This is a genomic window from Paraliobacillus zengyii (assembly GCF_003268595.1).
Lineage (GTDB): Bacteria > Bacillota > Bacilli > Bacillales > Amphibacillaceae > Paraliobacillus_A > Paraliobacillus_A zengyii.
Genome location: NZ_CP029797.1, coordinates 207,501 through 220,367, shown reverse-complemented (window position 1 = coordinate 220,367; position 12,867 = coordinate 207,501). Strand labels below are relative to the sequence as shown.

Here is a 12,867-nt window from a genome sequence, read left to right as displayed (position 1 = left end):
TAACCGTGCAAGAAAGGCTTGCTATTTTTGCAGAAAAAGTTTCTAATAAGCATATATTATATTTACACATAGAGGTGACCTACATGAAATTGCTTATTATAGAAGATGACAAAAATTTATCTCACACAATACTGGAAACAACCAAAATCAAATTTGATGTATCACAAGCATTTGATGGCGAAGAAGGTCTTTTTTTAGCCGAACAGAATATATTTGATGTTATTATTCTTGATCTTATGCTTCCCTCCATCCATGGTTATGAAGTGCTACAAAAGCTCCGAGAAAAACAAGTTAAGACACCTGTACTTATCTTAACTGCAAAAGATAGTATTGACGATAAGATCAAAGGTTTTAAGATTGGGGCAGATGATTATTTAGTTAAACCTTTTCATCGGGAGGAGCTATTACTAAGACTTGAAGCAATTGTTCGCCGAGTTACAGGTGAGTTAGACAATCACTTTTTAACATTCCTTGATTTAAAGCTAAATATACAAAATAAATCTGCCAGTATAAATGATGAAAATTTAATATTAAACGGTAAACAATTCGATTTATTAGAATACCTCATTCACAATCAGGACATTATTGTTACGAAAGATCAAATATTTGATCGAATTTGGGGATTTGAATCAGATACTTCTACTACTGTTGTTGAAGTATACGCTAGTCATTTACGTAAAAAGCTAAAACAATTCAATTACCACCATTATATAAAAACATTTCGCGGTCTTGGTTATATGCTAAGTGCAACTGGTGATACAAATGAATAAGGAAAAAATTATTCAAAAACAACAGCTACGGCTTATGATTTATAACTTTATTGCATTTAGCTTAATCTTTGCTTTATTCGGTGTGATTATATATAGCCAAATTCAATCATCGCTTTTTTCATTACCTGATGAAGAATTGATCGAATATCAAGAGCTTATAACATCTAGTGAACGCTTTTCTCCGCTAGACGATGACAATAGAGAGCTTTCTGAAGATCCAATCGAAAGAGGCCCAAATGAACAAGATAGAATGGCTAGCCCACGAATTGTTATGATTGAATGGGGAGAAGACGGAACAATTATTAACCAAGATCAAATTGGCAGTTTATTTTATCAAAGCTATTTAGAAGATTTACAAGTCGATAACGATGCAGAGTCATTGAATGTAATTGAACCACTCACAGTAGATGACGTCTATCAATTCCGTTCCCTCACCTTTTCTAATACAGAAGATACAGGGGTCGCTTACACACAATTACTATTAAATGTTGATACAGAATATCAGCTTTTAAATAGATTTGAAAAGTTATTAATCATTGTGTCCATTATTTTTATAGTGGTTTCACTTGTGGCAAGTTACTTTTTATCAAAAAAGACAATGCAACCTATTATTAACTCTTGGGATAAGCAAACTGAATTTGTCGAGAATGCTTCGCATGAATTACGTACGCCGCTTGCGATTATAAAAAATAAATTAGAGTTATTATTAACCTCTCCCCAAAAGAAAGTGGTGGATGTATTTGAAAATATCGCATTGTCTTTATCTGAAACGAATCGATTATCTAAACTAACTAGTGATTTACTAACATTAGCCCGTGCAGATTCTACTGCAACACAGTTAGAAAAAGAGAAATTTGATTTGGATATATTTGTTGAAGGGGTTTGTGCACCTTATCGAGAAATTGCGCAATCACAAGATAAACAGATAAACTATAAATTAAAATCAACGAAGAAGATCGTTGCCGATAAAAATCGTATGCATCAACTACTTGTGATCTTACTAGACAATGCCTTAAAATACACCGAAGAAGGTGATAAAATTGAGGTTCTGACATCATGGTATGATGGCTATCATGAAATCGTAATTAAAGATACTGGAATAGGCTTGCAGTCAGAGAATCTTGATCATATATTCGAACGTTTTTATCGAGAAGATAAGGCCCGTTCTCGTGAGCAAGGTGGAGTAGGACTCGGTTTATCGATTGCACAGTGGATTGTTGCAAGTCATGATGGTTCTATTTCTGCAAAACAGAATGCACCTAAAGGCACTGTACTTCACGTTCGGCTACCGTAGTCATGTCCTTTTTATTTATTTTCTAACACTATTGAGCTTTCTCATTATTGATTTTTTCTAAAAACTCCGTCTTGACGGGGTTTTTTGTTTTTTTTCTTTCCTGTTACACGCTTTTTCCACACTTCTGTTAAAACTTCGTAAAGTTTTTTTAAGTTAACTTTAAGTTCCATTTATATAATAGGAAGTAGGCACTATCACAGTAAACTAACAGAAAGGAGAATACATATGTTATTTAAACGAAATATCTTTCAACAAAAACAAGGACGACGAGAATTAAAACATGCGATTAATAAATTAGATTGTCATCTATTGCGCCAAAATTTAAAACATGTTATGCATTACGATAACAATGCCGATGAACACGGAAAATACTTCATACGCAGTGTTTACTTTGATAATAGTGAAGATAAGGTTCTAACTGAAAAAAAAGAAGGCTATCTTAGCCGAAATAAATATCGCGTTCGACTTTATAATCATGACAGAACAACTTTAAAATTAGAACGAAAAAGCAAAAGAAACAACTTATGTCAAAAAATAAGTTGTCCAATTTCACCAGAAGAGTACAAAGCAATTTGCATGGGTAATGTTGGATGGATGGAAGAGGACGATAGGTCATTAATGCGTGAGTTATATATTCAAATGCACTTATACCAATTAAAGCCTGTTACTGTTGTTGACTACAATAGAGAAGTATTTATCTACCCATACGGAAACGTACGAATTACTTTTGACAGTTCAATCAAGACAAGCTTTCGTAACACCGACATTCTAAATAGAGATTTACCAATGATTGAAGCATTGGATCCAAACTTAGTCGTTTTAGAAGTGAAATATGATGAATTTCTACCAGATGTAATAAAAAAACTATTACAAGTAAACGACCGTAGACTCGGCACATATTCAAAGTATCACCTTAGTCGAATGTATGGCTAAAAATAAAATTAAATTATGTTGGAGGAAAACACAATGATAGGTACAGTTAATTTTTCAGATATACTTAGTTCGAATTTTTTAGAATCAACACAGGAATTTTCACTAATCGATTCCTTACTCGGTTTAATAACATCTTTTATTATTGGATTGGTTATTTACTTCATATATAAGAAAACATTTTCTGGTGTTATTTACTCCCACAGCTTTAATGTTTCCATTATTATTATGACAATGGCTACCGCTCTCATTATTATGGGGATTTCATCTAATGTACTATTGTCACTCGGTATGGTTGGTGCTTTATCAATTGTTAGATTCCGTACACCAATTAAAGACCCTATGGATTTAGTCTACTTATTTTGGGCAATCGTTTCTGGTATATTATGTGGGGCAGGATTTATTCCACTTGTAATAGTAGGGACAGTTTTAATTGGTTTGGTTATGATTTTCTTTATCAATCGTGTTACCATTGAAAATCCTTATTTACTAATCGTCAAGTATACTAATCCTACAATTGAGAAGGGTTTTGAGAAAATCATTTCACAATTTGCGACAAAACATGCAGTTAAATCTAAATCATCGATGTCAAATCATGAATATGAAGTTACTTATGAGGTGCGTGTAAAAGATTCAAAAACTGCTTTTGTTAATGATATAGCAAATATGGAAAACGTTAAATCTGCTATCATGCTAAGCTATGATGGGAATTTCACAGCCTAACTTTATACTAAATTTAAAAGCGATGTCCAAATTAGGACATCGCTTTTCCTTATTTCATTCCAAGAACTTGTTCTATTACGGTAACTACTTTTTCAACTGCCTCATTACATCTCTCTAATGTAGGTGCTTCAACCATAACACGAACCAATGATTCTGTACCAGACGGTCGAACTAACACACGTCCGTTATCACCCATTTCTCCATCTACTTTCGCAATCACTTCTTGAATACGTGGATGAACAAGGGCTTGGTGTTTATCAATTACTTTAACATTTTTTAGAACTTGTGGGAACTTAACCATCTCTCCAGCTAATTCTGAAAGTTTTTTGCCTGTTTCTTTCATTACATTAACTAACTGTAAGGCAGCTAACATTCCATCACCCGTCGTGATGTAATCAAGAAAGATGATGTGCCCTGATTGCTCTCCACCTAAATTAAAACCACCTCTACGCATTTCTTCCATGACATAACGATCACCAACAGAGGTTTTATCACTCTTCATACCCTGTGCTTCAATTGCCTTATAAAATCCAATATTACTCATTATGGTAGAAACAACAGTTGAGTGTCGTAATAGACCCTTTTCATTAAGATATTTCGCACAAATGTACATGATCTGATCACCATCTACAATATCACCATTTTCATCGACAGCAATTAAGCGGTCACCGTCTCCATCAAATGCTAAACCTATATCTGCTTTTTTATCTAATACAAAGGCTTGTAATGTTTCAGGATGCGTAGAGCCTACACCTGCATTAATATTCAAACCGTCCGGTGATGCTCCAATCGTAGAAATATCTGCCTCTAAATCAGCAAATAGATGTGTTGCCAATGAAGAAGTTGATCCATGTGCACAGTCTAAAGCTATATGTAATTCTTCAAAGTCGTTATCAACAGATTGCTTTAAGTATTGAATATATTTTTGTCCACCTTCAAAATAATCATTGATTTGACCAATATCCGCTCCTGTTGGTCGAGGTAGATCATCAGTTGATGCATCTAATAAAGCCTCAATTTCTTGTTCTTGTGCATCCGTTAATTTAAACCCATCTGGTCCAAAAAACTTAATGCCATTATCCTCTACAGGATTATGGGAAGCTGAAATCATTACTCCTGCTTCCGCACTCATCGCTTTAGTAAGATATGCTACACCTGGTGTTGTTATAACACCAAGTCGCATTACCTCAGCACCTATCGAAAGTAAACCTGCTGTTAGTGCGCCCTCAAGCATACTCCCAGAAATGCGTGTATCCTTGCCTATTAATACTTTCGGTTTATTGGTATCTTTGGTTAGTACATATCCCCCAAATCGGCCCAGTTTAAATGCTAGTTCCGGAGTTAATTGCTCATTTGCAATCCCTCTAACTCCATCTGTTCCGAAATATTTACCCATAATGTACCTCTCCTTTGTTTCCTAATTAAAATATAGACATTTATTTTCTATCATACTTATCATTTTACCCAAGTATTTACATATAAATTCAATTTTGAACTTACTCAGAAGTTATACTTATTATGGCATCATCAACTGATAGAACAATGTCCAAATTGTTCGGTCCTATCACATCAATCGGTACCTCATGCTCTCCAGGTTCCAGTCCTGAGGCATCAAGAGTTAACTGGAAATCTGCTACAGTAACACCCTCTAAATCTGTTTCAAAACCTGTCACCGATAAATCAACTTCTCCACCTTGCGGCTCTATGAACGAAGCAGTATAGGTGTTGTCCAAATTTTCAACAGAAATAGGAGCGTTTTCAAATGTTTCAACTAATTCCAGATCTGTTTCAACATTCACCGTAATTGTAGATGGATTTAGCATCCTTGCATTATCAGGTACATTTAATTCAACTTCTATAGTAGTATCTTCCGTTATTTCAGATAGATCAATAGGTTCCGTTGAAATTTCATCTATTTCATCTAAATCAGATGCAGAGGCAAAAACCTGAACCTCCTCTGTTTCTGAAGTAGTAGACGAAATAATGATTCCTTCTGCGGCTTCTCCTGTTGTATCTATATTAATTGGTACATTTTTATTCGGATTGTCTACGTTAACAGTAACACTTACTGTTTCTGGTTCTATACGCACGTTCAATTCATTTCCTTCGCTATCATAAACACGTACAGGAACCTCTTCTATTGTAAGAGACTCTCCTATCCCATCTACATCAACAAAAGCCTTCACTACAGCTATTTGGTCAACAACACTCTTAGAACTAGTAATTTGAACAGTTGATGGTTCTATAGAAGCTTCCAATAATTCATATCCGGCTTGTAAACCATCTTCATTTGTATAATCAGCAATAACCTCAAATTCTGCTGAAGCCCGCTCTTCAATAGTTACTTCAATTTCTTCTGGGTCTATACTTACATCTAATCGATCCGATATCCCATCATGTTCTAATGGAACCGTATAAGTACCAACTTCTAAGTCTTCCAAATCTACAAATACATCGAAATTTTGTTGTGTCGCAGTCGATTGTACCACACTCACAGTGCCAGCTAATGTGACAGATGCTGTTTGAGGAACTCCACTAACAACGTACTGTTCATCATCAATTTGAATATTAACAGGTATGTCTTCAACTATTTGCGTTTCTTGTGAACTACTAAAAAGGTCATCAAATCCAACCTCATTCGAACTGTTCTCCTGATTATCAAATGATACAACAATGAAGATCAGCACAGCTAATATTAATGACAGTACTCGAATAACCCACGGTCTATTTAACCAATCATTCATTCTTCTTCCCCCTCCAATTCCAACTTTTTATCGTAGGGGCCTTCATGTAATAACTTTCTAAATCATTTCTCAACATATCCATTAACTTATCTTGATCTAAATCTCTATGTAACTCACCATTTTTAGTAAAAGAAATTTGACCTGTTTCTTCAGAGACAGTAATCGTTAAAGCATCTGTTACTTCACTTACCCCAATTGCTGCTCTATGACGAGTTCCTAACTCCTTAGAGATAAAGGGACTTTCAGACAATGGTAAGTAACATGCTGCTGCTACAATTTCGTCCTTTTTAATTATAACCGCACCATCATGCAAAGGTGTATTTGGGATGAAAATATTAGTTAATAACTGGTTGGTTAATTGTCCTCGAATTGGGATACCAGTTTCCACAAAATCACCCATATTCGTGTCACGCTCAATCGTAATCAAAGCACCAATCCGACGCTTTGCCATATAGTTACATGACTTAACTATTGCATCAATAACTTCGTTTAATATTTCTTCTTCAGAGTTCTTATTTCTACTGAAAAAACTACCTCTACCAATTTGTTCTAATGCACGTCTTAATTCAGGTTGGAATAAAATGATGATTGCTAATGGTCCCCAAACAATAACTTGTTCAATGAGTACTTGAACAGTTTGTAAATTTAGAGCATAACTAACGAGATAAAAACCTAGTACAACAAAAATACCCTTTAATAATTGAATGGCTTTTGTGCCTCTAATAAGCATAATAAGTTTATATAAAACATACCAGATAAGGGTAATATCAATTCCGATACGCAAAAGATTAAAAATGTTTAATCCCCCATCAAGCATGGTCACACATCCTTCTATTCATGAATTTATCTTCCCATCTGTAAAATATTACGTACTTTATTATAACATATTTTCTATTGTTACCATACTATCACAATTTTTATCCCTTTATCATAATAAAACAGTTTTCTTTAAAAAAAAGCAAAGAAATGATTGTAAGTCACTCCTTTGCTTTTTAATCAGTTAAATTGAATACACCTTTACTCACCTTTTTAATGTGATACCACATCCATTCAAATACTTGGTTCACCTGTTCAATTTCTCCCGTTATATTTCCAGCTGATGCCATTAACTGTTCTCCATTTATTAATACAACGTTCCCATTAACTTGACCATCTATCTTTAAATCTCCATTTTTAACAACTAAATCCCCTTCTATAATTACATTTTTAGGAACAATAACTGTATCTTCCTTTATAATTAAATTACTATCTTTAGAAACAGACAATTGTCCATCTTCATCCCATACCGAGAAAACACTACCAAACATAAAGATAAAAAATATTGCGGCTGCTGTTAAAAGTGGATGGTTTTTAAACCATCTCTTGTAACCATGTCGTATTTTTTCTTTTGGTAACTGTTTCATCACATTTGCTGTAAAATTTGTAGGAACTTGTATCTCATTTGAATTTTTCAACAAAGTTGTAGTTCGGGTTAATTCTTGAAAATATTTTTGACATGCTTGACATGTTTGTAAATGATATCTTAACTCTGTTTCTTCTTGATTGGATAAATCACCATCTAAATAGTTATGCATTAAAGCAACTACTTCTTTATTACAGCCCATAACTTTCACACTCCTTATACATGACGAAGCCTCTTTCGTAGTGCTTCTCTCCCGCGATGAATTCTAGTTTTTACAGTCCCAACCGGGATATTTAGAATTTCACTTATTTCTGCAAGAGACATTTCATCAACAAAACGAAGTGCTATTACACTTCGATATTTAGTAGGCAGGTCCATAATTTGTTGTTGAATATAAGACTGCAGTTCTAAACTCTCCACTTCTTCCTCTGGTAGTGCTTGGTCTGCAGAAAGTTGTGAATACATATCTAAACCATCAGTGCCTTTGATTTCAGCATCTAGAAAGTAGTCAGGTTTCTTTTTACGAATCCTGTCAATAGTTAAATTTGTAGCTATTCGAAATAACCAAGTAGAAAATTTACGATTTTCATCGAATGAGTGTATATTAACATAAGCACGAATAAAAGCTTCCTGTGCCAAATCTTCAGCTTCATGCATATTACCAATTATACGATAGCAAATTTGATACACCTTATCTTGAAAAAGGATAACGATATCCTCAAATGCGGATTGATCTCCCTTTTTAACTTGTTTTATTATTTGTTTTATTTTTGCATCCATCATCTAAATACCTCCGCTTTTATTGCGGTCAATTTATGTACGAACTAGCTATATAAAAGGTTTCACTTTTTTATGTTTTTGTTGAATTTACATTTTCTTATAAAAATCAGTATACCATTTTATAGAAATAAAAAAATCCCTTTTTTAATAAAAAGGGATCTTTTACATAATTTAGTCTTTTTTTAATTACTAGTACGTATGATGGAGCCTAGCGGGATCGAACCGCTGACCTCCTGCGTGCAAGGCAGGCGCTCTCCCAGCTGAGCTAAGGCCCCAGATACAATAAAATATACTCATTAATAAAATGGTGAGCCATGAAGGACTTGAACCTTCGACCCTCTGATTAAAAGTCAGATGCTCTACCGACTGAGCTAATGGCTCTTTAATTAAGAAAATGGCTGGGCTAGCTGGATTCGAACCAGCGCATGACGATACCAAAAACCGTTGCCTTACCGCTTGGCTATAGCCCAATAAAAAAACAGTGAAAAACACTGCTACATAATTTCTATGAAACAGAATAATGGTGGAGGGAGTAGGACTCGAACCTACGAACCCGATGGGAGCGGATTTACAGTCCGCCGCGTTTGGCCAACTTCGCTATCCCTCCAGATTTAAAAATGGTGCCGGCCAGAGGACTTGAACCCCCAACCTACTGATTACAAGTCAGTTGCTCTACCAGTTGAGCTAGGCCGGCATATGGTGGAGGATGCAGGGCTCGAACCTGCGACCCCCTGCTTGTAAGGCAGGTGCTCTCCCAGCTGAGCTAATCCTCCATTGATGACCCGTACGGGAATCGAACCCGTGATACCGCCGTGAAAGGGCGGTGTCTTAACCGCTTGACCAACGGGCCATTGTATAAAAATGCTACAGAGCTTCCAGCCGGAATTGAACCGGCGACCCCTTCCTTACCATGGAAGTGCTCTACCGCTGAGCTATGGAAGCAAAATGGCTCCACAGGTAGGACTCGAACCTACGACCGATCGGTTAACAGCCGATTGCTCTACCACTGAGCTACTGTGGAACAATATGACACAATAAAATTATTGCTTCACAAAGCTAACATTTTAAAAAAATTCTGGCTTAGCGACGTCCTACTCTCGCAGGGGCAAAGCCCCAACTACCATGAGCGCTGAAGAGCTTAACTGCTGTGTTCGGCATGGGAACAGGTGTGACCTCTTCGCTATTGTCACTAAACCATTTTGAAGATAGTGTACCTTCAAAACTAGATAAGAATTACAACAAGACAACATATAGTATTATAGTTAAGTCCTCGATCTATTAGTATTCGTCAGCTACACGTGTCACCACGCTTCCACCTCGAACCTATCAACCTCATCGTCTCTGAGGGATCTTACTCTAAAAAGATGAGAAGTCTCATCTTGAGGGGGGCTTCATGCTTAGATGCTTTCAGCACTTATCCCTTCCACACGTAGCTACCCAGCGATGCTCTTGGCAGAACAACTGGTACACCAGCGGTGTGTCCATCCCGGTCCTCTCGTACTAAGGACAGCTCCTCTCAAACTTCTTGCGCCCACGACGGATAGGGACCGAACTGTCTCACGACGTTCTGAACCCAGCTCGCGTACCGCTTTAATGGGCGAACAGCCCAACCCTTGGGACCGACTACAGCCCCAGGATGCGATGAGCCGACATCGAGGTGCCAAACCTCCCCGTCGATGTGGACTCTTGGGGGAGATAAGCCTGTTATCCCCGGGGTAGCTTTTATCCGTTGAGCGACGGCCCTTCCATACGGTACCGCCGGATCACTAAGCCCGACTTTCGTCCCTGCTCGACTTGTAGGTCTCGCAGTCAAGCTCCCTTCTGCCTTTACACTCTTCGAATGATTTCCAACCATTCTGAGGGAACCTTTGGGCGCCTCCGTTACTCTTTAGGAGGCGACCGCCCCAGTCAAACTGCCCACCTGACACTGTCTCCGAACCGGATCACGGTTCTGGGTTAGAAGGTCAACACAGCCAGGGTGGTATCCCACGGGCGCCTCGACGTAAGCTAGCGCTCACGCTTCAACGGCTCCCACCTATCCTGTACAAGCTGTGCCGACATTCAATATCAGGCTACAGTAAAGCTCCACGGGGTCTTTCCGTCCTGTCGCGGGTAATGCGCATCTTCACGCATCGTATAATTTCACCGGGTCTCTCGTTGAGACAGTGCCCAAGTCGTTGCACCTTTCGTGCGGGTCGGAACTTACCCGACAAGGAATTTCGCTACCTTAGGACCGTTATAGTTACGGCCGCCGTTTACTGGGGCTTCGGTTCAGCGCTTCGCCCGAAAGCTAACGCATCCCCTTAACCTTCCAGCACCGGGCAGGTGTCAGCCCCTATACTTCGCCTTACGGCTTCGCAGAGACCTGTGTTTTTGCTAAACAGTCGCTTGGGCCTTTTCACTGCGGCTTCTCGCAAAAGAAGCACCCCTTCTCCCGAAGTTACGGGGTCATTTTGCCGAGTTCCTTAACGAGAGTTCTCCCGATCACCTTAGAATTCTCTTCTCGCCTACCTGTGTCGGTTTACGGTACGGGCACCTCTTTCCTCACTAGAGGCTTTTCTTGGCAGTGTGAAATCCGGAACTTCGGTACTTAAGTTCCCTCCCCATCACAGCTCAACCTTACATTGGACGGATTTACCTATCCAACAGCCTCACTGCTTGGGCGCGCATAACCAGCAGCGCGCTTTCCATATCCTACTGCGTCCCCCCGTTGTTCAAACGGAAAGGAGGTGGTACAGGAATATCAACCTGTTGTCCATCGCCTACGCCTTTCGGCCTCGGCTTAGGTCCCGACTAACCCTGAGCGGACGAGCCTTCCTCAGGAAACCTTGGGCTTTCGGTGAAGAAGATTCTCACTTCTTTTTCGCTACTCATACCGGCATTCTCACTTCTAAGCGCTCCACCAGTCCTCACGGTCTGACTTCGCTGCACTTAGAACGCTCTCCTACCAATCCAAGAAGTGCAATACTTCTTGGAATCCGTAGCTTCGGTGATACGTTTAGCCCCGGTACATTTTCGGCGCAGCGTCACTCGACCAGTGAGCTATTACGCACTCTTTAAATGATGGCTGCTTCTGAGCCAACATCCTGGTTGTCTATGCAACGCCACATCCTTTTCCACTTAACGTATACTTTGGGACCTTAGCTGACGGTCTGGGCTGTTTCCCTTTCGACTATGAACCTTATCACCCATAGTCTGACTCCCAAGGCAATATGATTGGCATTCGGAGTTTGACTGAATTCGGTAACCCGGTAAGGGCCCCTAGTCCAATCAGTGCTCTACCTCCAACATACGTTCCTTGAGGCTAGCCCTAAAGCTATTTCGGAGAGAACCAGCTATCTCCGTGTTCGATTGGCATTTCACCCCTACCCACACCTCATCCCCGCATTTTTCAACATGCGTGGGTTCGGGCCTCCAGTCAGTGTTACCTGACCTTCACCCTGGACATGGGTAGATCACACGGTTTCGGGTCTACGACCCTTTACTATCACGCCCTATTCAGACTCGCTTTCGCTGCGGCTCCACCTGTGCGGCTTAACCTTGCAAAGAATCGTAACTCGCCGGTCCATTCTACAAAAGGTACGCCGTCACTCATTCTTTTTCCCGAAGGAAAATATCGAGCTTCGACTACTTGTAGGCACACGGTTTCAGGATCTCTTTCACTCCCCTTCCGGGGTGCTTTTCACCTTTCCCTCACGGTACTGGTACACTATCGGTCACTAGGGAGTATTTAGCCTTGGGAGATGGTCCTCCCGGATTCCGACGGAATTTCTCGTGTTCCGCCGTACTCAGGATCCACGCTGGAGGAAACGTCCTTTTCATTACAGGGCTCTTACCTTCTTCGGCTGATCGTTCCAGATCGATTCATGTAAAACGTCTCTTTGTAACTCCGTATAGCGTGTCCTACAACCCCAAAAAGCAAGCTTTTTGGTTTGGGCTGATTCCGTTTCGCTCGCCGCTACTCAGGAAATCGCATTTGCTTTCTCTTCCTCCGGGTACTAAGATGTTTCAGTTCCCCGGGTCTGCCTCACTTTACCTATGTATTCAGTAAAGTGTCCTACTCCATTACGAGCAGGGGGTTCCCCCATTCGGAAATTCCTGGATCAACGCCTACGTACGGCTCCCCAAGACATATCGGTGTTTGTCCCGTCCTTCTTCGGCTCCTAGTGCCAAGGCATCCACCGTGCGCCCTTTCTTACTTAACTATATTAGTTAATAAAAGCG

9 protein-coding genes, 9 tRNA genes and 2 rRNA genes are annotated in these 12,867 nt (G+C 39.4%); 4 read left to right on the top strand and 16 right to left on the bottom strand.

Translation table 11 applies throughout. From position 1 onward, the window contains the following. Positions 1–83 precede the first annotated feature (83 nt). From DM447_RS01175 to DM447_RS01160, 4 genes are all read left to right on the top strand, one after another. Positions 84–770, top strand: coding sequence for a response regulator transcription factor (locus DM447_RS01175; RefSeq protein ID WP_112179356.1), 687 nt, complete (start codon positions 84–86; stop codon positions 768–770). Then, the gene (locus DM447_RS01170) at positions 763–2,064 is read left to right on the top strand and encodes a sensor histidine kinase (protein ID WP_112179354.1); all 1,302 of its coding nucleotides are present in this window, start codon (positions 763–765) and stop codon (positions 2,062–2,064) included. Before DM447_RS01175 ends, DM447_RS01170 begins: the two co-directional genes overlap by 8 nt. Before the next feature lie 225 nt (positions 2,065–2,289). Continuing rightward, positions 2,290–2,997, top strand: coding sequence for a polyphosphate polymerase domain-containing protein (locus DM447_RS01165; RefSeq protein ID WP_112179353.1), 708 nt, complete (start codon positions 2,290–2,292; stop codon positions 2,995–2,997). Between the two features lie 36 nt (positions 2,998–3,033). Next, positions 3,034–3,717 (top strand): DUF4956 domain-containing protein, encoded by a 684-nt coding sequence (locus DM447_RS01160; protein ID WP_198663183.1) that lies wholly within the window; start codon positions 3,034–3,036, stop codon positions 3,715–3,717. Between the two features lie 49 nt (positions 3,718–3,766). On the opposite strand, the gene glmM is transcribed toward DM447_RS01160, so the two are convergent. The 16 genes from glmM to DM447_RS01080 all read right to left on the bottom strand — a co-directional run bounded on the left by glmM (position 3,767) and on the right by DM447_RS01080 (position 12,848). Continuing rightward, on the bottom strand, positions 3,767–5,113 hold the full coding sequence (gene glmM / locus DM447_RS01155; protein ID WP_112179350.1) for a phosphoglucosamine mutase: 1,347 nt from the start codon (positions 5,111–5,113) through the stop codon (positions 3,767–3,769). Between the two features lie 100 nt (positions 5,114–5,213). Then, the gene (locus DM447_RS01150; protein WP_112179348.1) at positions 5,214–6,461 is read right to left on the bottom strand and encodes a CdaR family protein; all 1,248 of its coding nucleotides are present in this window, start codon (positions 6,459–6,461) and stop codon (positions 5,214–5,216) included. Continuing rightward, positions 6,454–7,278 carry a diadenylate cyclase CdaA gene (cdaA, locus tag DM447_RS01145; protein ID WP_112179346.1) on the bottom strand — a complete coding sequence of 275 codons (825 nt, stop codon included), beginning with the start codon at positions 7,276–7,278 and terminating at the stop codon, positions 6,454–6,456. The genes DM447_RS01150 and cdaA overlap by 8 nt, the downstream gene beginning before the upstream one ends. 175 nt (positions 7,279–7,453) lie before the next feature. After that, entirely contained in the window at positions 7,454–8,065 is a 612-nt protein-coding gene (locus DM447_RS01140) for an anti-sigma factor family protein (protein WP_112179344.1), read from the bottom strand. 14 nt (positions 8,066–8,079) lie between these two features. Then, positions 8,080–8,643: an RNA polymerase sigma factor SigW gene (gene sigW, locus DM447_RS01135; RefSeq protein WP_112182609.1), complete on the bottom strand. Its 564-nt coding sequence runs from the start codon at positions 8,641–8,643 to the stop codon at positions 8,080–8,082. Positions 8,644–8,845: 202 nt separating this feature from the next. Beyond that, a tRNA-Ala gene (locus tag DM447_RS01130) sits at positions 8,846–8,918 on the bottom strand. 30 nt (positions 8,919–8,948) lie between these two features. Next, positions 8,949–9,024, bottom strand: a tRNA-Lys gene (locus tag DM447_RS01125). Between the two features lie 14 nt (positions 9,025–9,038). After that, positions 9,039–9,113, bottom strand: a tRNA-Gln gene (locus DM447_RS01120). Between the two features lie 51 nt (positions 9,114–9,164). Continuing rightward, positions 9,165–9,250 (bottom strand) — tRNA-Tyr (locus DM447_RS01115). 11 nt (positions 9,251–9,261) lie between these two features. Further along, positions 9,262–9,337: transfer RNA gene (locus DM447_RS01110), tRNA-Thr, on the bottom strand. A gap of 3 nt (positions 9,338–9,340) precedes the next feature. Next, positions 9,341–9,416 (bottom strand) — tRNA-Val (locus tag DM447_RS01105). Between the two features lie 5 nt (positions 9,417–9,421). After that, a tRNA-Glu gene (locus DM447_RS01100) sits at positions 9,422–9,493 on the bottom strand. 20 nt (positions 9,494–9,513) lie between these two features. Next, positions 9,514–9,585 (bottom strand) — tRNA-Thr (locus DM447_RS01095). Positions 9,586–9,589: 4 nt separating this feature from the next. After that, positions 9,590–9,664, bottom strand: a tRNA-Asn gene (locus DM447_RS01090). Positions 9,665–9,721: 57 nt separating this feature from the next. Continuing rightward, positions 9,722–9,837: ribosomal RNA gene (rrf, locus tag DM447_RS01085) — 5S ribosomal RNA — on the bottom strand. Positions 9,838–9,901: 64 nt separating this feature from the next. Next, a 23S ribosomal RNA gene (locus DM447_RS01080) occupies positions 9,902–12,848 on the bottom strand. Between the last annotated feature and the right edge of the window lie 19 nt (positions 12,849–12,867).